Source organism: Arthrobacter sp. TmT3-37 (assembly GCF_054510835.1).
Genome location: NZ_JBTNDU010000007.1, coordinates 15,384 through 39,472, shown reverse-complemented (window position 1 = coordinate 39,472; position 24,089 = coordinate 15,384). Strand labels below are relative to the sequence as shown.

The window sequence follows — 24,089 nt, the reverse complement described above, 5'->3', positions numbered from 1 at the left end:
GGCCCGCCGGGCTCCTACCGCGCGCGGACCCGATGGCGCGTCTCGGCGTACAGGGAACTCTCCACCGCGACGAGCACGGCGGCCACTCCGGCAGCGAGTGCCAGCGCTGTGAGGGGGGCGAGCTGCGCGGCGACCGGGAGGAGCAGGAGCAGCGCCGCCGAGCCGCCGAGCCGCCACTTCTTCCAGCCGCCGCCCACGCGCCGCCAGAAGGAGGCGCTGCCCAGCAGGTAGAGGGCCGTGCCGCCGAAGAGGGCGAACGCGCCGAGGGCGCCGAAGCCCTCCGTCTCCTCGACGTGCGCGAGGACGTCCTCGACGCCGAGCGCGGACAGCACGATGCCCGCGACGAGCGGCAGGTGCAGGTAGGTGTAGGCATCGACGGCGGCAGAGGCGCGTGCACCGCCGCGCAGTGCCGCGAAGCGGTGTTCGGCCGCGATGGCGGTGACGTCGAAGTGGAGCCACCACAGGCAGATGGACAGGCCGACGCCGGCGAGGGCCCCGAGCAGGATGGGCACGCTGACGGGTTCCGCGGAGGCCCCCACGCCGATGGCCACGATGGATTCGCCGAGGGCGAGGATCACCACGAGGCCGTAGCGTTCCGTCCAGTGCGCCGCGGAGTGCACCCGCCAGTCGCCGCGCGCGGTGGTGAGATAGGTCAGGGCGACGTCGAGGGCCAGCCCCGCGAGCCAGAACCACGTCTGGGACGGCCCGCCGATCAGTGCGCCCGTGACGATGAGCGTGGATCCCGACGCCATCGCGACCGACGTCCTGGCGACCTGGCGCTGGAGCGGCTTGTCCTCCATCGCCGCGTACGCGTACAGCACCAGGTGCAGGACGCGCACGACGACGTAGGACAGGGCCAGGACGAGCGGTCCGCTGAGGCCGCCCTCGAGGTCGGTGAAGGCCTCAGGGATGGCGAGGGCCGCGATGAACATGGCCACCATGACGGCGGACAGGCCGAGGCGCATGATGCCCTCGTCCACGTGCGTCTGGTTCGCGAGCCACGAGTAGCAGACCCAGGACCACCACAGCATGCCGAGGATGATCATGCCCTGGAGGATGCCGGGGAAGGAGTGCTCGTGCGCCATGAAGCCGGTGACCTGCGTGAAGGCGAACACGAAGACGAGGTCGAAGAAGAGCTCGAAGGTGGTGACGCGGTGCGATTCGTCGGAGACGCGCGCCGCGCGGAAGGACCTCGGCAGGAGTGGCATGGGGAAAGGATAGAACCGTATCGGCCGATTCCGGAGCGGCCGGCGCGCCGCTCCATCGGGCACGTCGGTAGTAAGCATGCTTGCTATCGCTCCGCCTGCGACCTACGGTGAGGAGAGCAAACCTCCTCGAAAGGGCCGTCATGATCACGCTTGAACAGATGAAGGAATCCATGAACGCGGGCGCCAACGTGCTGAGCGAGGACGGAGCGGTGCTCGGCCCCATGGGTCAGCTCTATGTCGACGACGTCACGGGAGAGCCCAGCTGGGTCACCATCGCCACGCACACCATGGGCAACCCCGAGTCCTTCGCCCCGCTGCAGGGAGCCACCCGCGCCGGCCGGGACATCCGTCTGCCCTATCCGCACGCGACGGTCTACGACTCCCCGAAAATGTCGCAGGACGGCCACCTCAGCCCCGAGGAGGAGCAGAATCTGCTCCGGTACTACGGGCTGATGCCCGCGAAGGACGACGACGTCGCGACGGACCGGGCTACCGGCGTCACGACGGACCGGGCTACCGACGCCACCCCGGCGCCGCTGCGGTCCTCCCGGACCGAGGGTGACTACGCCATGACGCGCTCGGAGGAGCAGCTCCGCGTTGGTACGGAGATCCGCGAGACGGAGCGCGTGCGCATCGTCAAGCGCGTGGTCACCGAGGACGTCACCATGACCGTGCAGATCCGGCGCGAGGAACTCGTCGTCGAGCGCGTGCCCGTCCGGGACGGGAAGCCGTTCTACGACGACGGCGAGGGCTCCTTCACCGACGCCGAGCGCGAGCGCCTCTATTCGGCCGTCGAGACCGCCTTCAACGGTGACACCACCGAGGTGGTCCTCTACGAGGAGAAGCCGCGCGTCGAGATGGACGTCGTCCCGATCGAACGAGTCCGGGTCCGCCGCGAGGTGCGCACGCACGACGAGACCGTCGGCGGCGAGGTGCGCAAGGAGGTCATCGAGACGGAGCGCATCGAGCTCTAGCCTCAGTACTCCCGCGACGACAGGATGCAGAACTCGTTGCCGTCGGGGTCGGCGAGGACCTCCCAGCTCACCTCCGGACCCTGCCCGACGTCGGTGCGCCGCGCCCCGAGGGCGAGCAACCGCTCGATCTCGGCGGCGCGGTCCTGGCCGGTGTGCGGCGCGAAGTCGAGGTGAAGCCGGTTCTTCCCCTGCTTCTCGTGCGTCACCGGTACGAACACGAGGCCCGGCGGCACCTGCTCGAACGATAGCGTCGCACCGAGCTCGCGGGCCCACGGCGGTACGAGCACGGCTTCGTCGTCGGTCTCGATCAGTACCTCCCACCCGAGGGCTTCCGCCCACCAGCGTGCGAGGGCGCAGTGGTCGGTCGATTCGAGGACGGTGGAGTACCAGCGCAGTGTCATGCGCCGATTCTGCTCCGTGGGGGATCGGACGGCACGGACTTCCGGACAGGGAGCGTCCGCATCGGATGCGGTTCCTACCGGCCGGAACGGCTCCGGAACAGCAGGTGGACGAAATACGGTGCCCCCAGCAGCGCGGTGAGGAGACCCGCCGGCAGCTGCGCGGGGGCGATCGCTGTGCGTCCGATGAGGTCCCCGAGGCACACGAGGACCGCCCCGAGGAGCATCGCCGTCGGGATGATCAGCCGGTGGGAGGCGCCCACGAGGGCGCGCGCGGCATGCGGCGCGACGAGGCCCACGAAGCCGATCACGCCGATCCCCGCCACGGACGACGCCGTGAGCAGCACCGCCGCTGCCAGCAGGATCACCCGGGCCCGCGGCACCCTCAGGCCGAGCAAACGCGGCGTGTCCTCGTCGAGCGCCAGCAGGTCCTGTGTGCGGTGGTGGGCAGCGATGACGGGCAGGCCGATCAGCAGGGCCACGACCAGGGGGACGAGGTGCTGCAGCGACCGGCCGTAGGTGGACCCCGACAGCCAGGTCAGCGCCTTCGACTCGTTCCACGGATCGGTGAGGACGATCAGCAGCGTGATGACGGCGGTGGCCGCCGCGGAGACGCCGATGCCGATGAGGACCAGCCGGTCCGCCTGCATGCCGCCGCGGAAGGACAGCCCGAACACGATCAGCGAGACGACGGCGGCACCGGCGCCCGCGGCCGCTCCGACGGTCCAGAATCCGGCCAGCGGCACGAACGTGATGACGAGGACGGCTCCTACGCCCGCGCCGCCGGAGACGCCGATGATGGCGGGTTCCGCGAGCGGATTCCGGGTCACGGCCTGGATGGCGGTGCCGGCGAGTGCCAGGGACGCGCCGGCGAGCAGGGCGGCACCGACGCGGGGCGCCCTGCTGTCCATCACGCTGGACACCACCGGGCCGGCCCGGCCGGTTCCCCAGTTCACGATGTCGCCGAGGAGCAGTTTTGCGTCGCCCAGCAGCAGGCCGGCGACGGCGACGGCGACGAACAGGACCGCGAGGACCACGAGGACGGCCTTGCTGCGTGCCGTCCCGATGGTGCGCAGCGAGACGGAGCGGGCCTCACGCGTGGGGCCGTCGGAGCGCATCCGATGGGCGAGGGCGACGAGGAAGAGGGCCCCGAAGATCGTCGTGACGACGCCCGTGGGTACCTCGACGGCGCTCTCGGGACCCACGGCCGCGCGCAGCAGCACGTCGGCCCCGAGGACGAGGAAGACACCGAGGACCGCGGCGGCTGGGATCAGCACGATGTGCCGGTGGAGGCCGGGGACGTGCGGGGCGGCGAGCCGTACGACGGCGGGGGCCGCGAGTCCCACGAATCCGATGGGCCCGGCGACGGTCACGGCCGCTGCCGAGAGGAGGACGGCGAGGATAACCGCGAGGACCTGCGTGCCGCGCACGTTGATGCCCAGCACGCGGGCCTGGTCGTCGCCGAGGGTCAGCAGGTCCAGGGATCGGGACTTCAGGAGCAGGACGAGGAGGGCGGCCCCTGCGAGCGGGGCGAGCAGCGTGAACTTCTCGAGGCCACTCTGGCCGAGTGATCCGGCGCCCCAGGCGAAGAGACCGCGCGTCTCCTGCGAGAAAAGCAGCAGGAGGGTGCTGGTCAGGGCATGGAATGCGAGGGCGATGGCGGAACCGGCCAGGACCAGGCGGACGCTGGAGGACTGCCCGGCGCCGGAGAGCGCCAGGACCAGGGCGGCCGCACCGAGGCCCCCGAGGAACGCGACGCCCACGGACCCGAGCAGCGGCACCTGCAGGCCGAGGGCGGCGACCGAGACGATCGCCAGGTGCGCCCCGGCGTTCACCGCCAGGGTGTCGGGGGAGGCGAGGGCATTGCGCGAGACGGACTGCAGGACGGCTCCCGCCGCGCCGAGGGCCGCCCCGACGAGCAGACCCGCAGCCAGGCGGGGGATGCGGCTCGCGGCGACGACGGCACCGGTGGTGTCGTCGTCGTGCCCCGTGAGCAGACCGAGGATGTCTGCGGCGCCGACGCTCGAGGTGCCCTGCGTGAGGTGCACGAGGGCGAGGACCACGGTGGCTGCCGCGAGGAGGCCGCCGGCGAGGACCAGGCGCACTCCGGGACGCGGAGCGTCGGCCCGGTCCGGAAGCGGAGCGGGCCTGGTCAGGATCGCCGGCGGCACGGGGCTACTCCGCGGCCTGGGCGGTGGCGGCCTCGACCGCCGCGTCCACGAACTGCTCCATGGAGCTGGGGCCGCCGAAGGTCCACAGGGCGTCGGGGAAGCGCGTCACGTTCCCGGCCTCGACGAACGGCAGGGACTTCCACACCGCGTTGTCCGCGAGCTCGTCCTGGTAGGGGTCGCCGAAGGCGTCGTTGGCGATGTACCAGAAGTCGGTGTCCTCGGGCAGCGCGGTGAGGCCTTCGACGTCGGTCTGCGCGAGTCCGTAGGCGGGATCCCCCTCGAGGGTCCAGGCGCCGGCCAGTCCGAGCTGCCCGAACACGCTGCCCACGAGCGAGCTCTCGGTGAAGGGGCGGATCGAGACGCTGCCGGCATCGGTGTAGGCGTCGGAGAAGGCGACGGGGGTGCCTGCGGCGCCGGCGTCCTCGATGGCGGCCTTGCCCTCGGCGACCTTGGCCTCGAACGAGGACTTCAGCTCGGCGGCCTGGTCCTCGGTACCGGTGACCGTGGCGATGAGGTCGAGGTTCTCGAACATCTGGCCGATGTTGTCGGCGGCGTCGCCGCCGGGGATCACGACGACGGGGACGGTCTTCTCGATCTGTTCGATCGCGCCCTCGACGAGCTGGTCGGTCACGATGACGACGTCGGGCGTGAGGGACACGAGGGTGTCGATGCTGGGCTCGCCACGCACTCCGACGTCGGTCACGGTGTCGTCCAGCGCCTCGGCGCTGACCCACTGGGCGTAGCCCTCGACGTCAGCGGCGCCGACCGGCATGACGCCGAGGGCCACGAGGTTCTCCATGGCATTCCACTCCGTTGCGACCACCCGCTCGGCCGGGCCGTCGAGGGTGATCTCCTTGCCGCGGGCGTCGGTGACCGTGATGGCCTCCCCCGCCGCCGCGTCCTCGGAGGGGGCGCTGCCGGCGGCCTCCTCGGTGGTGCCGCAGGCGGTCAGGGAGAGCAGGGCCACCGCTGCGAGGGCAGCGAGGATCTTCGGTTGTGTCATCGGTTTCATTTCTCTCGGTGGCGCGGGCTGCGCCGTGGGGGATCAGGAAGCGGAGAGGGCGGAGGCGCTCGGTGTGTTGTGCCGTCCGACGGCGCGCGTGTGCACCGCGCCGTCGCGGACGGTGACGTCCACACGGACGCCGTAGGCACGGGACAGGTTCTCGGCGGTGAGGACGTCCACGGGGGTGCCCTGCGCCATCACGGCACCGTTCTCGAGCAGCACCACGTGGTCCGCGATGGCTGCGGCCTGGTCGAGGTCGTGGAGGACGACGCCGACGGTCACGCCGTGGTCGGTCGCCAGGTCGCGGACCACATCGAGGATCTCCACCTGGTAGCGCAGGTCGAGGTAGGTGGTGGGTTCGTCGAGGAGCAGCACCCCGGTGTCCTGGGCGAGGCAGCTCGCCAGCCAGACGCGCTGGATCTGACCGCCGGAGAGCGCGGCCACGGGGCGGTCGGCGAGTTCGGCGGTGCGGGTGAGGGCGAGGGCTTTCTCGACGGCCGCGGTGCCCCGGGGGTCCTGCCCGGTCCAGCGGCTGCGGTGCGGGTGGCGGCCGAACGTGACGACCTCCCGGACGGTGAGGCCACCGGGGACGGGGCGGCTCTGGGCGAGCAGGGTGATGGTGCGCGCGAACGCCCTGGGGGAGAGTGCGAGGAGGTCGGCGCCGTCCTCGAGGGTCACCGCCCCGGCGTCGGGTGCGTGCAGCCGTGCGATGGTGCGCAGGAGGGTGGACTTGCCGCTGCCGTTGGGGCCGATGAGTGCGGTGACCGTGCCGGGCTCCAGGTCGAAGGAGACGGCCTCGACGACGCGCCGGCTCCCGTAGGAGATGGCCAGCTCCGAGACGGAGAGCAGTGGCGTGGCGGGGCGGTCATCGAGGGGCACGACCTCAGGTTAGGTTCTCCTAACCAGGAGTGCAAGAAATAACGTCACATGGGCGTGTGCTAATTCGGCTGCTGCCGTCCCGTCGGGTCATAGCGGCGTCAGGTGCTGCCCGGCTGGAGCGCGTCGACGGCGTCCAGGACAGCGAGCGCCGGCAGGTCGGCCACGGCGGCGACGACGGCCAGTGACTCCCCGCTGCTGACCGCCGAGGCGACGGCGACCTGGAGTTCAGCCGGCGGGAACGGATCCACGACGGGATGCGCGCCGGTGGCGGGACTGCTGGATCGCACTGCTGCGACAACCCGTTCCAAATGGTCCGCACTCATGATGTCTCCCGTCGCGTCGTTGCACTTCAGTCTCACCCTCGTGCACGAGCCTGGGAAATCGCAGCACACGAGCTGGAAGCACTTGCGGGCAGGCACCGGTGTGTGCGGACGGCAAGTTGCTGACGGCGTCGCATGCGACGCATCACCGGGAGGCGGCTCCGGCGCGCGGTGCCGGCGCCCTAGGTGGCGAGCGTCTTCCCGTCCGTGTCGAGGTAGTCGCGCCAGGACCGCTTCGGAACCCAGCCGAGCATCCTCTGCGCCTTCGCACTGGAGATGCCCGAGGCGTCCTTACGGTCCAGCTCGCGCAGCTCGATGGCGTCGCCGTAGTACTTCGCGAGCGACCCGGCGAAGTCGTGCCCGCCGACGTTGTCCGGCGACGCGATGTAGAAGACCTCGTGGCCGGGCAGGTCGGACCCGGTCGCGAGCACGATGGCGTCCGCGAGGTCGTAGGCGTCGATGTAGCTCCACAGGTTCGGGCTCAGCACCGAGGCGTCACGGACCTGGGGGCCGAGGTTGGTCTCGTAGTTGCCCTCGTACTGCACCCAGCAGGGCCGGATGGAGATGCAGCGGATGTCCGACCGTGCGACGGCCGCGTCCATCAGCTGCTCGCCGAAGTGCTTGGAGAGGGCGTACGGGTCCTGCGGGTGGATCGGGTGCTCCTCGTCGACGGGAGCATAGTCCGGCAGGAAGTCCCGCTCCGGGAAGAAGAATCCGGGCACGGTCTCGCTCGAGATGTAGACGAACCGCTTCACGCCGAACCGGATGGCCGCCTCGAGCACGTTGAAGGTGGCCATGAGGTTGGTCTGGAAGACGACGTGCGGCGGGTGGCCGGTCGGCTCGGGGATCGCGGCGACGTGCACCACGGCCTCCGCCCCGTGCACGACGGCGTAGGCCTGGCCGGCGTCGGTGAGGTCCGCCATCGTGTACTTCGGTGTGCCCTCGGGCTTCCGTTCGTACCCGGGGCGCGTCAGGTCGGTGGTCCTGACCTCGTGGCCGGCGGCGATCATCGCCTGCGTCACGGCTCGGCCCACTTTTCCGTGGGCGCCGGTGATGAGGACCTTCATGAGTGTTCTCCTTGGGGTAGGTCGCTGTCAGCCAATGTAGCGGACGTCCGGTCCTGCGCCCGGTCAGGCGGGACGCCCTGGCGGCGGCTCAGCAGTGAGAAGCCGAGATGCGGCACCTCGACCGGGGTCATCTCGCTGCCGGCCGGCGTGGAGCGGATCCTCTCGCCCACCAGGTACGCACCCGAGTTCCCGACGACCACCCGGCCGCTCGCATTGATCAGCGCGGCGTCCCCGGGGATGGCTCGGAGGACGGGCATGAAGATCTCCTCGAGGGTCCGGATCCTGATGTCGCAGCCGGCCACTCCCGCGAACGTCCCGCCCAGCTGGATGGGCGCCGAGTGGGTGAGGATGTATTCGTCCAGCCCGAGGTAGTCGACGTAGGGGCCCCACGAGGTCTGTTCCCCGGTGCGGCTGGCCGAGGCGAAGAAGGGCATGTTCTGGTAGTCGTAGAACCGTTCTCCGCCCGGCGTCAGGTCGAACTCCAGTTTCTCGACGGTGTCCTGGCGTCGGATCCACCATTCGAGGCCGCCGTCGTTGCCCTGGATGGCTTCCGCGGAGAAGATCACTCCCGCTCCGACGACGAAGGGGTGGGCCGCCAGGAACTCTCCGGCCAGCCCCTCGAGGTGTGCGACGTCGCCCGGTGTCAGGCCGAAGGGCCGTGTCCGGTCGGTCCACAGCGCCGCCGTCCGTGCGGCGAAGGCATGGACGTCGACGCCGAGCGCGTTCATCCACGCGGCGATCTCTGCTGCTGCCGTCCGGGCAGGGGCTTGGGCGGTCATGGGCGCTCCTGCCGGCTCGTGGGGTACCCGAGGGACAGTTTGGTGTCCACCAGATGATGGATGTCGTGCCGGATGTGCTCCAGCACCAGTCGCTGGGCGTGCTCGGAGGCGTCGTCCGCGATGGCGCGGGCCAGTGCGAGGTGCTCGGCCGCGACCCGCTCCGGATCGCGGGTCGACGGCAGGGGCGCCCACAGGGCCTGGACGATCTCGGCCTGCAACCGGATCTCCGCGTTCGTGAGCCGCGGGGACTGGGCCAGGACCGCCAGCTCGATGTGGAACCGGCTGTCGGCACGTGCACGCGCTTCCGGTGTGTCCGACAGGGCGAGGCCCCGGGCGAGTTCCAGGAGCCTGCCCACCTCGTGGGGTTCGGCCCGTTCGCAGGCGAGCCTCACCGTGGCGGCCGCGATCGCCGCATGCTCGTCGCCGACATCGCGGATCTCGGCGATGGAGGTCTCCTGGAACCATGACCTCATCGCCTCCTCCGAGGTGAAGGGCTGCCGAAGGATGAACGTCCCACCGCTGCGTCCCCGCCGGGTGGCGACGATGCCCTGCTGCCGGAGGTCGGACAGTGCTTCCCGGAGGGTGGACGGTGCCACGCCGAACATCTCCGACAGGGCCGTCTCCGGGGGGAGCCGCTCGCCGACCTTCAGCAGGCCCAGGGAGATCGCCTTGGAGATCCTGTCCACGATGGCCCCGGAGCGCTCGGTCTCCGGCAGAGACCGGTAGACGTGGGCCTGGAAAGCGGTGGTGGGGGCCAAGAAGGGACTCCAAGCAGTGGAAGGACAGCACTAACTGTAGCCGGGCGCGGATCGGAACGACCGATGGACGCGTGAAATCCGACGGAAACATAGGTTATGTCATCGTGGTTCCCAAGCTCCTGCCGGATAGAGCCGCCAAATAAACGTGAAGGAACGGTCATTGCGGTTGAAAACATTTGAAACTATAGTTTTTGCGACGTGGTCCAGCTCACACGAGCGCCAGGGGCCCGAAGAGAAGGAATCCGATGCGTGTAGAAAGTACGGAACCGCCCAGCGGGTCGATCGCGGACCAGGACGCCGAGCACCTCGCCAGCCTCGGCTACTCCTACGAGAGGCAGTTCAAGCGGGAGATGACGTTCTGGGGGAACGTCTCGCTGGGGTTCACCTACCTGTCGCCGGTCGTCGCCGTGTACTCCCTGTTCGCGGCGTCGCTGGGCGTTGCCGGGCCGCCGATGTTCTGGTCCCTCGTGATCGTCGGCATCGGACAGCTCCTCGTCGCCACGGTCTTCGGGGAGGTCGTCGCGGCGTACCCGGTGGCCGGCGGGGTCTACCCCTGGTCCCGGAGGCTGTGGGGCCGCAAGTGGGGCTGGATGAACGGCTGGGTCTACCTGGTGGCGCTCCTGACCACCATCGCCAGCGTCGCCTACGGGGCGGGGCCCTTCCTCAGCACCCTCGTGGGCATGGCCAACACCGTCGACTCCGTCATCATCTGCGGCCTCGTGGTCATCGCTCTGGCCACGGTCCTGAACCTCGGCGGAACCAGGGTCCTGAACACCGTGGCGATGATCGGCCTCCTGGCCGAACTCGGCGGCGCACTGGCCGTGGGGAGCTGGCTGCTGCTGACGGCCCGCCACCACGACCTCGGCGTCCTGTTCCAGTCCTTCGGCGCGGGGGAGGGCAGCAACTACTTCGTGGCGTTCGCTGCCGCGGGCCTCATCGGCATCTTCCAGTACTACGGCTTCGAAGCCTGCGGCGACGTGGCGGAGGAAGTCCCCAACCCCGGCCGCACCATCCCCAAGGCCATGAGGATGACCATCTACATCGGCGGCTTCGCCGCGATGTTCGTCTGCCTGTCCCTGATCCTCGCCGTCCCCGACTTCGCCGCCGTGATCTCCGGCGCCGACACGGACCCCGTCGGCAACATCCTCCTCTCCGCCTTCGGACCGATCGGCTTCAAGGTCGTCCTCGCCGTCGTCCTGGTCTCCTTCCTCTCCTGCGTGCTGAGCCTGCAGGCCGCCACCTCGCGCCTGGCCTACTCGATGGCCCGCGACGGCATCCTCCCGGCCAGCAAGCTGCTGAGCACCTTCAGCGAGACCCGCCATGTCCCCCCGTACGCACTGCTCCTCGCCGGACTGGTACCCGCCGTCATCGTCATCGGATCGAAGGTCTCCAGTGACGCCCTGACCGTGATCATCTCGTTCGCAGCGATGGGCATGTACATGGGGTTCCAGATGGTGGTCCTCGCCTCGCTCCGGGCGCGACTCCTCGGCTGGAAGCCGAACGGTGCCTTCCAGCTCGGTGCCTGGGGCATCCCCGTGAACATCGCGGCCCTCGTCTGGGGCGTGCTCGGCATGGTGAACATGGCCTGGCCCCGCACACCCGAGGACGGCTGGTTCGCCAACTACGTGGTCCTGATCTCCGCCGTCACCGTCGTCGTGCTCGGCCTCCTCTACATGGCGTGGAAGAAGCCGTACCTCAAGGGCGACGCCCCGGCAGCCGATGCCGTGCCCACAGCACCGTCCGCCGACCGCGTCACCGTCCCGGCGACCGCGCCGAAGGACCGGGGGTGACCGGACCATGCTGATCACCGGCATCAAGAGCCGCCCCGTCTACGACGAGCTGACGCCGATGGCGACGGGCTCGAACCACGTCGCCGCCGCCCAGGGCAGCGGCGGGGGACCGCTGGTCCGCCTGCTCGGGGAGATGGATCCGGCACAGCTGGCGGCGACCACCGTCCTGTACTCGACCGAGTCGTTCACGGGCAAGAACCACCTGGCGGAGCTCGAGGCGTTCCCGGTGCGGGAACTCCGGGTGTTCCCGAGCAACGCGGAAGCCGTGCGGGGCCTGGATGCCTTCCTCGCGGCGGCGGGCATGGGGACCCGGCTGTACCTGTCCGGTTCGGAGGGGTTCATCGGCACGTCCATGCAGGTCGCCACCTCGTACGGCATGAACAAGGACGAGGTGCTGCGTGAGCACGCCGGCTCGTTCGTGCGGCGGGTGTGGTGCGCGCACTGCGGCCACTATTCCGAGAACGTGTCCCGGCGGGTGTTCCGGTGCCCCGGCTGCGAGCGCCACCTGGTGGTCCGGGACCACTACTCCCGGAGACTCGCCGCATTCCAGGGAGTGAAAGCAGACGGTGAAGTACCCGGCGAGCTGCCGGACGACGAGGAGTTGGACACATGAGCGAGGCACAGCACGGAGCCCTGCGGCTGAAGGTCGACCGCATCGAAGCGGTGACCCCGGAGATCAACCGGTACACCTTCTCGGCGCCGGACGGATCGTGGCTCCCGGCCTTCTCGGGCGGCAGCCACGTCAGGGTGCTCATCGAGTTCGACGGCGAGACCCGCCGCAACGCCTACTCGCTCATGAGTTCGCCCTACGACACGAGCCGGTACCAGATCGCTGTCCGTCGCGTCGAGGAGGGCAGGCGCGGTTCGATCGCCATGCACCGGGACGTCCGCGAGGGCGACATCCTGTCCGTCACCACCCCGGCCAACCTCTTCCCCCTCTCCAAGCACGCCCGGCACCACGTCTTCATCGCCGGTGGCGTCGGGGTCACCCCGATCTACTCGCAGCTCGACGAGCTGAGCGTCAAGGGCGGCTCGTTCGAACTCCATCTGGCCGTGCGCGGCCCGGAGCACGCCGCCTTCGGCCATGAATTGCAGGAACTCTACGGAGACAGGGTCCGGCTGTACGGCGCGGGTGAGGGGTCGCGGCTGAACGCGTCCGAGATCCTCGCCGGCCGTCCGCTCGGCACCCACGCCTACGTCTGCGGGCCCTCCCGCATGGTCGACGACGTCATCGGGGCGGCCCACGCCCACGGCTGGACCGACTCGAACATCCACTTCGAGCGGTTCGAGGACCTCGGATCCACCGGCGACCCCTTCTCCGTCACGCTGGCCCGGTCCGGAGCGGTGATCGACGTGTCCCCCGAGCAATCGCTGCTGGAGGCGGTCGAGGAGGCCGGACACAGGCTGCCCTACCTCTGCCGGGGCGGCGCCTGCGGCGAATGCGAGACCGAGGTCCTGGAGGTCGAGGGAACCATCGACCACAGGGACGACTGGCTCTCCGAATCGGACCGTTGCACCAACAAGCTCATCATGCCCTGCGTCTCGCGGGCTACCTGCACCAAACTCGTCATCAATGCCTAAGGAGCACTCCGTGACAGCGATTCCCAGCACAGCCGGCTTCACCGCGGACGAGACCTACACCCCCGAGGGTGAGTACCGGTTCCGGAACTCCCGCGAGGCGGTCCGCAACCTCCCCTTCCCGTTCCCCGACGACGAGTACGCGTACTCGATGAACCTGGAGCCGCACGTCCCGGCAGGTACGGGCGCCCTGCGGTCCGCCTTCGACATCGACGAGCACTACGTGTCCGAGTGCGCCCACCGCGACCAGATGCTGCGGGACATGCCGGGCGTCCACTACATCGCGCTGCCGCACATGATGGAGGCGCAGTGGGATCTGCTGGAGCTCATCTTCGACTCGTACGCCAAGGACTTCCCGGAGCACTTTACGCTCACCAAGAGCGGCAACGAGTGGCGGTGGCAGAACCGGCTCCTCGGGATCGACGACTCGTTCACCTTCGGTGATCCTGCCACGCTGCCCATGGACCCCATGGAGTACGCGACCCGGCAGGCGCAGGGCGAGTTCGTGGTCCTCGAGGAGAAGGACAACACACTCGTCATCGGCGCCGGCATGACCACGCAGCGGGCCGACTACTCCCTGCAGTTCAACATGGGCATGAGCTTCGCCGAGTTCCACGGCCCCGTGCCCAAGCTGGACAAGATGGGCATCCTGGACCGGGCCCTGAAGTTCCTGCTCCGGATGAAGCCCGGGCACCCCGTCCGACGCGTCAACTGGTCCCTGACCGTCAACCCGCGCCTCGAGACCTCGGTGGAGACGCTCCCGGACTGGGCGCCGGACCGGGCGAAGGTCACGCCCGAGAACGCCGGGGAGATGGTGTACCTGCGGATCGAACTGCAGCCCCTGCACCGCCTGCCCCGGTCCAACGCCATCGTGTTCCCGGTCCGTACGTACCTCGTCAGCCTGGCCGAACTGGTGGAGCACGCTCCGGACTGGGCGAAGCGGATGCACCGGGCGCTCGCCTCCCTGGACCCCGAACTCGTCGACTACAAGGGCTTCCACCGCTACCACGCGGCCGCCGTCGAGTGGCTCTCCCGGCACGACGACGGTGCTCCCCTCGCCACGGGCTACCCCTGGATCGAGGGCGGCATCCAGCCCGGCGACAGCTGAGGCGACTCCTCCTTCCCATGGACGACGGGGTGCCCGCTGATGCGGGCACCCCGTCGTCATTTCCCGCTCCGTGCGGACGTCCGGTGCGAGCGCCGTGGTGCCCCGACGGTTCAGGCCTCGGGGAGCGCCGCGAAGGCCTTCTTCGTGTCGTTGTACCAGCCCAGGCCCTTGATCGGGTTCCTCCAGCGGCCCTTCATCGCGTCGCGGGCCGCCTGGTGCTGCGTGTCGCCGGCCTTGACCGCGTCCTTGAGGTGCTGGTCCTGGGCCTGGATGACGTCGTCCGCCGTCTCGCCGTGGAGCGCGAGATCGCAGGGGCCGCCGAGCTGCTGGCAGGTCATGGTCTTCATGGTGATTCCTTCTGGTGCGGTGGATGGGAGGCGGGCCGGGAGGGCCTCGTACTGATGACGGATGGGGCGGCACGAATGTGACCGCCCGGCGCCGACGCGCGGGAGCGGATCATCTCCGGTCGGCGGCGGCCCGGCGGATCAGCGCGGCCAGGACGCCCCGGTCGGCGCGGAACGTGATGCTCCGGACCACGCCGTCCGCCACCGTGAAGTCGAACGCGACCCGCGGCGTGCCGAGGTGGTACCAGGCGGCGCCGGGGCGGTCCTGGACGAAGACGGGGAAGGCGGCCTTCGCCGCTCCGTCGAACATCGCGGCCACGCGCTCGCGGCCCTCCAGCCGCACGGGGGTGCCGGCGGCGATCGCCTCGGCGTCGGCGCTCACGACGACGTCGGGCGCGAGGAGGTGTACCAGGCGGGCGAAGCTGCCGCCCCGGGAAGCGGCGAGGAACGCGTCGACGACCTCCCAGTCGGCCGGTGTCTCCGCCGGGGCGAGGTCCGAGATCTTCGAGCGGGCCCTCGACGCCAGCTTGCGTGCGGCCTCCGACGACACCGAGAGGACGGTCGCGATGGTGCGGAAGTCGACGCCGAAGGTGTCGTGGAGGATGAACGCCACCCGTTCCGCGGGAGACAGGCGTTCGAGGACCATCCGCAGGGCGACGCCGACGGAGGCCGCCCGCACCGCCTGCTCGGCCGGATCCGGGGCGAGCACGGAGCCCGGCTCGGGCACCGTATCCACCGGCTCGGGGACCTTGGAGCGCAGGCGGTCCAGGCACAGGCGCGTGGTCACGACCGTCAGCCATGCCGGCACGCTGTCGATCACGGTGTCGGTGCCGTGGAACCGGAGCCACGCCTGCTGCACCATGTCCTCGCCCTCGGCCCGGTCATCGAGGAGGCCGGCGGCGATCCGCACGAGGCGCGGGCGCTCCGCCTCGAACTGCGCGGTCAGGTCCATGCGGTCCACCCTAGGCGGTGCTGCGGGCGGACGCACGAGCCTGGCCACTGCGGCGAGAACACCGGGACGACGGAGACGCACGCCTTCTTCATCGAACTGAAGGAGCCCGATCCGAAGCCCGTCGGCGGTCCCGCTTCCCTGGGACCGGCTCCTCGCTGAGCCGATCGTAGAGCGCCCCTCGGCGACCTGTCAGCCGAGGATGGACAGGGCCCGGGGGACGCTCTCGATGGTGACGTCCGTGGCGGCGTCGACGGACTTCACCTCGCCGTCGAGCTGGTAGGGCAGGGGCTTGAGGGTCGAGAACCGGTACCGGCTGAAGCTCGGCTGGTCGCCCAGCCCCTGCGTCGTCGCCCGCAGGGCGGTGAGCAGGATCCGCCACTTGGCCATGTGCGGGAAGGTGATGACCTCGAACTTCCCGTCGGTGGGCTGGTCTCCGGCCTCGCTCAAAGTCGCGTACTTGGCCATCTGGGAGATGTTCGCGAACACCAGGCTGTCGAAGGGGCGGCGCTCGCCGTCGCTCTGACGGATCTCGAAGGGCCTGAACTTGCGGAAGGTGCGTGCCACGGAGAACATCTCCTTGATGGCGCCCTTGCTGCCCTTCTCCAGGTCGATCGCCACGACGGGGGTCAGCCCGAATCCGATGTAGGAGTGGGCGTACATCGCGTCGGTGTCCGATGAGCCGATGCTGATGCGCAGCACGTCGATCGTGCGCACCTGGCCCTCGATGATGGCTTCCGCCAGTGGCTTCCGCCCGGTGACGCGGCTGTGGTCGTTCGCGTTGCCGGCGGCCAGGACCGCGCAGACGGCGTCGTCGCTGCCGCTGGACATCACTCCGTTGACCACCTCGTTGTAACCGCCGTCCCCGCTGACCGACACGATCAGGGCGTTGCCGGCCGACGCCGCGTCCCGCGCGAGGTCGATCGCGTGCCCGGCGTGCTCCGTGGGCTGCAGGACGACCTTCGTCTCCGGCAGCGCCGGCACGAGTTCGCCGGACAGCTCTTCGGCGAGCGCGGGGGCGTCTCCGGTGCTGTTCGGATTGAAGATGATGGTGATCGTGTCGAACCTGCGCGGCGACTCCATGGTTCTGCCTTTCGGGATCGGGAGTGGGATGGGACGCTAGGGGCCCCGGACTGCGCGAGTCCGGGGCCCGCTGACGCCGCTCCTGTCCTGCGGGATGCAGGCGGGAGGGATCAGGCGCGTGCGGTGGTCCGCTTGGTGTTGCGGGTGAGCAGCAGGGCCAGGGCGATCATGCCGACCCCGAGGAAGAAGTGGAGCCAGTTGTCCGCACCATTGAGGGGTACGAAGTTGCCGGCGGAGTTCTGGTCGATGACCAGGCCGTAGATCCACAGCACGAGGTAGATGATGCCGCCGTACAGCAGGTAGGAGCGGGCGCCGCTGATGGTGCGGGCCATCGCGATCCCGGCCACGCCGAACAGCAGGTGGACGATGTTGTGCAGGACCGACACCTGGAACAGGCCGAGGAGCAGGGCCCCGGACTCGTGGCCGGCGAAGCTGAGCTGGTCGTACTGGCTGGTGATGCCCGGGATGAACCCGAGGAGTCCGACGAGCAGGAACACCGCTCCGACGGCGAGTGCTGCTTTCTGGACGTTGGTGCGGGTGCCCGCGCGGGGCGTGTCTGCAGTGGTCATGATTGTTCTCCCAGGTGGTGCGAGTGGTGCCGCTGCGCTGTGCGGTTGTTCCGGGTGGCGCGGCGGAGGGTCGTGGACGGTGAGACCTGCCGGAACGACGGCGCGTCCCGTCCTGGAGGGACGCCGTCGCTGGTCGATCCCGGCACAGTAAGCCTACTTGGTATCTCCGGCGGCGTGAACTGGATCTCCGGGCAGCCTGCCGGACGGTCCCGGGAGCGGGCGGAACGACGACGGGGCGCCCGCTGCTGCGGACGCCCCGTCGGTCGGTCAGGTCGTTCAGGTTCAGGAAGGACTACGTCGTCAGATCCACCCGGTAGGTGTTCGTCGCCGACCCGTCCTCGCTCGTCACCGTGACCACGGCGGTCTGGCCGGCGCCCGAGGGCTGCGTCACGGACACCGTCGCGTACGGGTCTGCCGGGACGGCGGACACGGACGGGACCTTGCCCCGCGACGGCACCGAGTAGCCGGTGACCGCGGGATCGAAGCCGGCCACCGGGGTGCCGCCCACGCTGATGGAGGCGAGGTTCGCATCCGACGACTCCGCGGGAACGGCCCCGAGGACCTCGATCTCGCTGACCACCATGTGGGTCTGCGAGCGGGCCGTCATCACCACGCGGACGCTCGACGCCGTAACGCCGTCCAGCGGCAGGGTCACGGCAGGGGCGGGCGAGCCGGCCGGGACGCTGACCGGGCCGCCGGCGTCGGTCCACGCACCATTGGCGCCCTGGACCTGCAGCTGCAGGGTCTGCGCGTAGCTGTCCGAGGACCCGTCGCGGAAGAAGTGCACGACGACGCCCCCGAGGGTCTGTGCCTCGGGCAGCGTCACGGTCAGGGTGTCGGCGGTGTTCTTGGTGCCGGAGCGCCAGTTGGACCACGCCTTGTCGCGGGTGTCGCCGTTGAACACGCCTGCCGTGCCGTAGCCCGGCTCGGTGAACGTGGCGCTCGCGGTGGTGCCGCCGTCGTCGGCCACGTTGTCCAGCGTGCCCGCGGTGACCTGGATGCGGACGGTCGCCGGGAGCGTGCCGCCGTTGCCGGCGTCGGCCGTGCCGGTGAGCTCGTAGACGCCGGGTGCGGGGTAGCCGACCGGGGTGTTCCACGTGACCGCACGCTCTGCGGTGCCGCCCTGGCTGCCGACGGCGGTCACGGTGGCGGGCAGTTCGGGCAGTCCGTTCACCACGGCCTTGGCGCGGGCCGGTTCCGTCGAGACGAGGGTGTCCACGGTGACGGTGAGTTCCACGGGGAACTGCGTGCCGGTGACGTCGGTCGCGGTGCCCTTGACCTTCACGGTGCCGGGCTTCCTCCAGCGGTTGTCGTTCGGGATCTTCCACTCGACGGGGATCGCTCCGCGTGCGCCGTCGCGGTACACCGGCGTGACGGTCTCCGGCAGCACGGGTGCCGTGCCGGGGACGGTGAACACCGTGGTGTCCTGCACGGAGAGCACGGTCTCGTCGATCAGCGTCCAGCGCTGGTTGGCGCCGGAGTTCGCGAGATAGAGGGTCACGGGTGCGCCCTCGGTGGTCTTCCCGCCGCCCACTTCGAGCAGCAGGCCGGTCGCGGCGTTCACGAACGTGTAGGTGCCGTCGCCGGTGGTGGAGGCGATCCATGCGGCGCGCGGGTTCGTCCCTGCGGGAGCGACGACGGCGGCGCCGCCCTCATCGGCGAGCTGCGAGGCGCCGTCGAGCGTGGTGATCGAGTAGCGCTCGCGGTTGCTGTTGTCCTCGCCGAGGCTCGTGAAGCGGAACAGCTGGTTCGCGTCCGCGGGGTCGCTCGCGCTGATGACGGCGGTGCCGCCGGTCGGTTCGATCGACCTGCCGCTCTGCACGCCCTGCAGCCGGTACACGTGGCCGTCCTGGAGGGCGGCCGCGTCCTCCGCGACGCCGGAGACGCCGTCGACCACGAAGGTGGTGACGGACTCGGCGGGCGCGGTGACGACGGCGGAGCCGCCCTCGATCGCGACCGGTGCGCCCTCGACGAGCGCGCCGTTGACGTCACTGACCACGGGGGTCACGGTGGCGCCGGGTGCGACGGACCCGAACTTCGAGAAGTCAAGGACCACGGGCTTGGCCTCGGTGGACTCGTTGATGTGGACCACGGCGGCGCCGGTCCCGGTGATGGCGGCGGTGGTGTCGTCGTCGTTCACCTGCACCAGGCGGTCACCGGGCTGGATGTAATGCGTGTAGTTCCGCACGGTGTCGAACTTGGTGTTCGTGTAGATGGGGCAGCTCTCGAGCGTGTCCGCGTCGGTGCAGTCGAAGGGCATCTGGATGCTGCCCCAGTTGGCGCCGGCAGCGCTCTCGCCGCCGGGCTTCATATTGTCGTAGTCCTCGACGGGCTGCCAGAACACCCAGGCACTGGGCTCGAGCTCGCGGAGGTCGTCGGTGATGCGCTTGGCCATGCCCAGGCCCGGCTCCATGCTGGTGAAGCTCTGGCCGTTGCCCCAGGAGCCCTCGACCTCGCTCATCCACAGGGGCTTGTCCTCGCCCTTGGCGATGTCCCTCACGGTGGTGCGCTGGCCGGTGCCGTAGGTGTGCACGTTGAGCTGGTCCACAAGGTCGCGGACGTCTGCGGGGTAGCTGTTCCAGTTGGTGGCGAAGATGCCGGGGTTGGTCTCGTCCATCGCGGAGATCGTCGCGTCGGTGCTGGCGGCGTCGAGCTTCGGGGCGAGGTTCTTCAGGACCTGCTGCTGGAGCTGCGGGCCGATGTGCGCGCCCTCCTGGCGTCCGCCGACCGGCTGTCCGCTCGCGTCGAGGCGGGTGCTCCAGTAGTTGGTGTTCGGCTCGTTGAACGGGTCGAGCGTGTCCACGGTGATGCCGTGGGCGTCCTCGAGCTCCTCGACCACGCGGACCAGGTAGGAGTTGAAGTCGTCGATGCTCTCGGTCCTCAGCTGGTCCTTGTTGGCGTCGAAGCCGCCGGAGACGTAGCCGCTGACGGTCTGGAACCAGGGCGGCGAGTTGCTGAACGCCTCCCAGTGGGTGATGTCCTGTTTGATGCGGTCGATCCACCAGCGCTGCGTGGCATCCGCCTCGAGGTTCCAGTCAGCGGGGTCCTCGGGGTCGAACCAGTCGGTGTCCTCACGCGTGGTGCCCTCGGGTGCGTTCCACCAGCCCTCGACGGCGCCGCCCGGGCGCAGGTAGTCCTTGACGTCGGGAGCGTTGCCGCCGCCGATGTTGTACCGGGCGATGTTGAGGTTCAGGCCCTCGGGCCCGAACACCAGCTCCGCGAGGCGGTTCCGGATCTCGTCGGGGTAGTCGCCGGTCGCGTTCGCGAACCATACGAGGCTGGTGCCCCAGCCCTCGAACTCCTCCCCCTGGTAGGAGGGGTCGGGCGTGAGGGTGAGCGCACCCTCCGAAACGGCAGGCGGTGCGGGCGGGGCCGGGGGTGCGGCCTGCGCCGCACCCCCGATCAGGGAGGCGGCTGCCAGGACGGCGGCCACCCCCGTGGCTGCGGCCTGAGTGGCGCGCCTGGATCGATTCGTCATTGAACGGGTTCCTTCCAGCAAGGGTGGATACTGCGGTGGTCCTAGGTGGTGCGCGAGACCTTCCTCGTGAGGACGGCGACGGAGCGGGGAGCCAGCTTGGACTCCTCGCCCGTGAGGATGTCGCCGTCGACGCCGGTGATGTCCACCGGCTCGTCGGTGCGGTTGATGAGGAAGACGTAGTCGGCGTCGTCACCGGTGCGCAGCACCTGCTCGACGGCGCCGCGCAGCTCGGCGGGCAGCTCGCTCGTGATCCCGGCGCGGGCGGCGAGGTCCGCGAGGACGGGCTCGAGGCCCGCGGCACCGAGGCGCGCGCCCACGTAGGCGGCGCTGCCGGAGCCGACGGTGTTGCGCGTGACAGCCGCATCCCCGGCGTGCTCGCCGGTCGTGTAGCGGGTGAGGACCTCGACGCCATCGGCGCGCGGCAGGACGCGGTCGGCCCAGAGCGTCGCGGTGGTGCCGTTGTCCAGGGAGACCTCGTCGCCGTCGAGCAGGGGGCCGAATTCGTCGATGCGCACGCCGAGCAGGTCCGCGAGGGCTCCCGGGTAGCCGCCGAGCCAGATGTGGTCGTTCTCGTCGGTGATGCCGCTGAAGTAGCTCGCCACGAGGTGCCCGCCGTTGCCCACGTACTCCTCGAGGCGCGCCTTCAGCGCGGCCGGGACGGTGTGCAGGATGGGCGCGACGACGAGGCCGTAGCCGGCGAGGTCGGTCGCGGTGGGGACGACGTCGGCGCGGATGCCGAGGGCGAGGAACGCGGAGTACCAGTCGAGCGCCTCCTGCTTGTAGCGCAGGCGGTCGGACGGGTGGGAGTCCTGCTCGGAGGCCCACCAGGAGTCCCAGTCGAAGAGGATGGCGGCGGGGGCAGTGCTGCGGCGGGAGCCGACGACGGGGGACAGTTCGCCGAGTTCGCGGCCGAGGGCGACGACGTCGCGGAAGATCGGGCTGTCCTCGCCGGCGTGGGGGACCATCGCGGAGTGGAACTTCTCGGCGCCGGCCTTGGACTGCCGCCACTGGAAGTAGCAGACGGCGTCCGCGCCGTGGGCCACGTGCGTGAGGGAGTCGCGGCGCAGGGCACCTGACTTCTTCGGGGTGTTGACGGGCTGCCAGTTCACGGCGCTCGTGGAGTGCTCCATGAGGAACCAGGGCCTGCCGCCCGCGATGTTGCCGGTGAGGTTCGCGGAGAAGGAGAGCTCGTCGACGGCCTGCGGGCAGGGGACGAAGTAGTGGTCGTTGGCGACGAAGTCCAGCTCGGCGGCCCAGTCGGCGTAGTCCATGCCCTTGGTCTCACCCATGACCATGAAGTTGGTGGTGATGGGGATGTCCGGGGTGATGCTGCGCAGGATGTCGCGCTCCTCGCGCAGGTACTGCTTGAGGGCGTCCGAGGAGAAGCGCTTGAAGTCGAGCTGCTGCGTGGGGTTGGGGTGCGAGGCGGCCTGGCGCGGGGGCAGGATCTGCTCGAAGCGCGTGTAGCGCTGGGACCAGAAGTCGGTGCCCCAGGCGTCGTTCAGCGCGTCGATGCTGCCGTAGCGGTCGGTCAGCCAGGTGCGGAAGGCGCGGGCGGCGTCGTCGGAGTAGTCGTAGATGTTGTGGCAGCCGAGCTCGTTGGAGATGTGCCAGGCGCAGACCGCGGGGTGGTCCTTGTACCGTTCGGCCATCGCTGTGACGAGCTTCAGCGCGTGCTCACGGAAGACGGGGCTGGTGGGGCGCCAGTGCTGGCGCGCGCCGGGCCAGAGGGTGCCGCCGTCCTGCGTGACGGGGAGGATCTCGGGGTGCTCGGTGGCGAGCCACGGCGGCGGGGAGGCGGTGGCGGTGGCGAGGTCGACGGCGATGCCGTTGGCGTGCAGGAGGTCGATGACCTCGTCGAGCCACGCGAAGTTCCAGGTGTCCCGCTCGGGCTGCAGGCGCGCCCAGGAGAAGATCGCGAGCGACACCACGTTCACGCCGGCCTCGCGCATGAGGCGCACGTCCTCGTCCCACGTCTCGCGCGGCCACTGCTCGGGGTTGTAGTCGGCGCCGAAGGCCATGCGTGCCCGGTCGGGCTCGGACGGCCAGCGCAGCCAGCGGTGGGGAGTGGGTGTCGACACGGTAGTGCTCCTTGACGGTGATTCTCGAGGCGTTCGGGCGCGGTTGCGCCTCCCGCCGTCATCGGGCGCTCCTGGGACAGGGGCGGAAGCGACGACGGCGGGATACAGCGGTGAAGTGGAACGGACCGGGCGGGTGCGCGCGAGCTCCCGCCCGGTCCGGGTTCGGTGGTACTACTCCGAGACGGTGAAGCCCTGCTCGGTGCCGTACTTGATGCTCGCGTCCTGCCAGCTCTTCAGCCCGTCCTTGAGGGGGGTGTCCGAGACGTAGGCCTGGCCCACGGTGTCGTTGAAGATGCTGTTCGCGTAGACCTGGAAGGGCAGGTAGGACCAGCCCTCGGAGACGTTCTGCGCGGACTCGGCGAAGATCTCGTTGGCCTTCTGGCCGCCGAAGTACTCGAACTCCGAGTTCAGGAACTCCTCGGACTCGAGCGCGGCCGACGTCGCGGGGAACGCGCCGCCGTCGATGCGGGTCTGGACGCCGTCGCCCACGTTGGCGTAGTCGAGGAAGGCGTACGCGAGGGCGCCCTGCTCGCTGGCGGCCGGGATGGTGAGTGAGCTGCCGCCGTTCTCGGCGCTCGCGGTGCCGCCCTCTTCCCATTGGGGGAGCGGTGCCGCACGCCACTTGCCGGCGGCCGCGGGGACGCCGGAGGTGAAGTTGCCGGGCATCCAGGCGCCGGTGGCCAGGGTGGCGATGGTGCCGGTGCCGAGGCCCTGGTACCACTCGTCGCTCCAGGAGCTGATGGGGGCCAGGAGGTCCTCGTCGAGGAGCTGCTGCCAGGTCTCGGCGAACTTGGTGGAACCCTCGTCGGAGAAGTTCACCTTCACGTCGGTGCCGTCCACTGTGTACGGCTGGCCGCCGGCCTGCCAGATGAGGCTGGTGGCGAAGCCGGCGTCGCCCGTGTCATTGGCGATGTACACGTTCGGGTCCGCCTCGTGGAGCGTGCGGGCCGCCTCGACGTACTCCTCCCACGTGGTGGGGACCTCGACGCCGTACTTCTCGAAGACCTCGGTGTTGTAGAACAGGGCCATGGGGCCGGAGTCCATGGGGAGGCCGTAGATGCCCTCGTTCGCCTGGACGGAGCTCCACGGGCCGGGGCTGAAGGTGTCCTGCAGGTCGCCGGCGCCGTAGCCGCTGAGGTCCTGGACGGACTCGGCGAGGGCGAACTGGGGGAGCGCGTAGTACTCGACCTGCGCGACGTCGGGCACGCCCGAACCGGCGGCGATCGCGTTCTGCAGCGCCGTGTACTGGTCGTTGCCGGTGCCGGCGTTCACGAGGTCGATGTTCACGTTCGGGTGCTCGGCCTCGAAGTCCTCGACGACCTTCTCCAGCGTGGGCTCCCACGCCCAGACGGTGAGGTCGCCGCCCTTGTCGAGGGCCGCCTGGACGTCGTCGGCGCTGACCTCTGCGGGTGCTGCGCCGCCGGCGTCGTTCCCGCCGCCACCACAGGCAGTGAGGGCGAGGGCTGCCGCGAGGGCCAGTGCCGAACCGCGCAGCACCGCCGGGGAGATTTTGCTCTTCATGGGGTTCCTTTTCACTTCATCGTTCACAAAA

21 protein-coding genes are annotated in these 24,089 nt (G+C 70.0%); 5 read left to right on the top strand and 16 right to left on the bottom strand.

The window, feature by feature from the left end:
* Positions 1 to 14: 14 nt before the first annotated feature.
* Positions 15 to 1,208, bottom strand: coding sequence for a low temperature requirement protein A (locus tag ACX80U_RS10675; RefSeq protein ID WP_459268381.1), 1,194 nt, complete (start codon positions 1,206 to 1,208; stop codon positions 15 to 17).
* A 140-nt stretch (positions 1,209 to 1,348) separates the two neighbouring features.
* On the opposite strand from ACX80U_RS10675, the gene ACX80U_RS10670 reads away from it, so the two are divergent.
* A complete protein-coding gene (locus ACX80U_RS10670; RefSeq protein ID WP_459268380.1) occupies positions 1,349 to 2,182 on the top strand; it encodes a YsnF/AvaK domain-containing protein in 834 nt (277 codons plus the stop codon).
* Between the two features lie 2 nt (positions 2,183 to 2,184).
* On the opposite strand, the gene ACX80U_RS10665 is transcribed toward ACX80U_RS10670, so the two are convergent.
* From ACX80U_RS10665 to ACX80U_RS10630, 8 genes are all read right to left on the bottom strand, one after another.
* A complete protein-coding gene (locus ACX80U_RS10665) occupies positions 2,185 to 2,583 on the bottom strand; it encodes a VOC family protein (RefSeq protein WP_459268379.1) in 399 nt (132 codons plus the stop codon).
* A 74-nt stretch (positions 2,584 to 2,657) separates the two neighbouring features.
* On the bottom strand, positions 2,658 to 4,751 hold the full coding sequence (locus ACX80U_RS10660) for an iron ABC transporter permease (protein ID WP_459268378.1): 2,094 nt from the start codon (positions 4,749 to 4,751) through the stop codon (positions 2,658 to 2,660).
* A 4-nt stretch (positions 4,752 to 4,755) separates the two neighbouring features.
* Complete coding sequence (locus ACX80U_RS10655) at positions 4,756 to 5,754, bottom strand: ABC transporter substrate-binding protein (RefSeq protein ID WP_133080143.1); 999 nt, start codon at positions 5,752 to 5,754, stop codon at positions 4,756 to 4,758.
* A gap of 42 nt (positions 5,755 to 5,796) precedes the next feature.
* Complete coding sequence (locus tag ACX80U_RS10650) at positions 5,797 to 6,633, bottom strand: ABC transporter ATP-binding protein (protein ID WP_459268377.1); 837 nt, start codon at positions 6,631 to 6,633, stop codon at positions 5,797 to 5,799.
* Positions 6,634 to 6,731: 98 nt separating this feature from the next.
* On the bottom strand, positions 6,732 to 6,956 hold the full coding sequence (locus tag ACX80U_RS10645) for a hypothetical protein (RefSeq protein ID WP_133080144.1): 225 nt from the start codon (positions 6,954 to 6,956) through the stop codon (positions 6,732 to 6,734).
* Positions 6,957 to 7,135: 179 nt separating this feature from the next.
* A complete protein-coding gene (locus ACX80U_RS10640; protein ID WP_459268376.1) occupies positions 7,136 to 8,020 on the bottom strand; it encodes an NAD-dependent epimerase/dehydratase family protein in 885 nt (294 codons plus the stop codon).
* Positions 8,017 to 8,799: a cache domain-containing protein gene (locus tag ACX80U_RS10635; protein ID WP_459268375.1), complete on the bottom strand. Its 783-nt coding sequence runs from the start codon at positions 8,797 to 8,799 to the stop codon at positions 8,017 to 8,019. The genes ACX80U_RS10640 and ACX80U_RS10635 overlap by 4 nt, the downstream gene beginning before the upstream one ends.
* Positions 8,796 to 9,557: a FadR/GntR family transcriptional regulator gene (locus ACX80U_RS10630; RefSeq protein WP_133080147.1), complete on the bottom strand. Its 762-nt coding sequence runs from the start codon at positions 9,555 to 9,557 to the stop codon at positions 8,796 to 8,798. Before ACX80U_RS10630 ends, ACX80U_RS10635 begins: the two co-directional genes overlap by 4 nt.
* 245 nt (positions 9,558 to 9,802) lie before the next feature.
* On the opposite strand from ACX80U_RS10630, the gene ACX80U_RS10625 reads away from it, so the two are divergent.
* From ACX80U_RS10625 to ACX80U_RS10610, 4 genes are read left to right on the top strand one after another with little or no spacing between them, the layout of a single operon-like run.
* Complete coding sequence (locus ACX80U_RS10625) at positions 9,803 to 11,347, top strand: amino acid permease (protein ID WP_133080148.1); 1,545 nt, start codon at positions 9,803 to 9,805, stop codon at positions 11,345 to 11,347.
* A 7-nt stretch (positions 11,348 to 11,354) separates the two neighbouring features.
* Positions 11,355 to 11,960 carry a dimethylamine monooxygenase subunit DmmA family protein gene (locus ACX80U_RS10620; RefSeq protein WP_459268374.1) on the top strand — a complete coding sequence of 202 codons (606 nt, stop codon included), beginning with the start codon at positions 11,355 to 11,357 and terminating at the stop codon, positions 11,958 to 11,960.
* Positions 11,957 to 12,928: a PDR/VanB family oxidoreductase gene (locus ACX80U_RS10615; RefSeq protein ID WP_459268373.1), complete on the top strand. Its 972-nt coding sequence runs from the start codon at positions 11,957 to 11,959 to the stop codon at positions 12,926 to 12,928. The genes ACX80U_RS10620 and ACX80U_RS10615 overlap by 4 nt, the downstream gene beginning before the upstream one ends.
* 10 nt (positions 12,929 to 12,938) lie before the next feature.
* Positions 12,939 to 14,033, top strand: coding sequence for a heme-dependent oxidative N-demethylase family protein (locus ACX80U_RS10610; RefSeq protein WP_459268372.1), 1,095 nt, complete (start codon positions 12,939 to 12,941; stop codon positions 14,031 to 14,033).
* Between the two features lie 110 nt (positions 14,034 to 14,143).
* Here the strand turns inward: ACX80U_RS10610 and ACX80U_RS10605 are convergent, their stop codons facing one another.
* From ACX80U_RS10605 to ACX80U_RS10575, 7 genes are all read right to left on the bottom strand, one after another.
* The gene (locus ACX80U_RS10605) at positions 14,144 to 14,380 is read right to left on the bottom strand and encodes a hypothetical protein (RefSeq protein ID WP_133080152.1); all 237 of its coding nucleotides are present in this window, start codon (positions 14,378 to 14,380) and stop codon (positions 14,144 to 14,146) included.
* Between the two features lie 109 nt (positions 14,381 to 14,489).
* Entirely contained in the window at positions 14,490 to 15,329 is an 840-nt protein-coding gene (locus tag ACX80U_RS10600; RefSeq protein WP_459268371.1) for a sigma-70 family RNA polymerase sigma factor, read from the bottom strand.
* Positions 15,330 to 15,518: 189 nt separating this feature from the next.
* Positions 15,519 to 16,409 carry a diacylglycerol/lipid kinase family protein gene (locus tag ACX80U_RS10595; protein ID WP_459268370.1) on the bottom strand — a complete coding sequence of 297 codons (891 nt, stop codon included), beginning with the start codon at positions 16,407 to 16,409 and terminating at the stop codon, positions 15,519 to 15,521.
* 110 nt (positions 16,410 to 16,519) lie between these two features.
* Positions 16,520 to 16,978, bottom strand: a complete 459-nt coding sequence (locus tag ACX80U_RS10590; RefSeq protein ID WP_459268369.1) for a DUF4383 domain-containing protein — start codon at positions 16,976 to 16,978, stop codon at positions 16,520 to 16,522.
* 292 nt (positions 16,979 to 17,270) lie between these two features.
* Positions 17,271 to 20,456 (bottom strand): Ig-like domain-containing protein, encoded by a 3,186-nt coding sequence (locus tag ACX80U_RS10585; protein WP_459268368.1) that lies wholly within the window; start codon positions 20,454 to 20,456, stop codon positions 17,271 to 17,273.
* A gap of 41 nt (positions 20,457 to 20,497) precedes the next feature.
* The gene (locus ACX80U_RS10580) at positions 20,498 to 22,537 is read right to left on the bottom strand and encodes a beta-galactosidase (protein WP_459268367.1); all 2,040 of its coding nucleotides are present in this window, start codon (positions 22,535 to 22,537) and stop codon (positions 20,498 to 20,500) included.
* A gap of 171 nt (positions 22,538 to 22,708) precedes the next feature.
* Complete coding sequence (locus ACX80U_RS10575) at positions 22,709 to 24,058, bottom strand: ABC transporter substrate-binding protein (RefSeq protein ID WP_459268366.1); 1,350 nt, start codon at positions 24,056 to 24,058, stop codon at positions 22,709 to 22,711.
* Positions 24,059 to 24,089 lie beyond the last annotated feature (31 nt).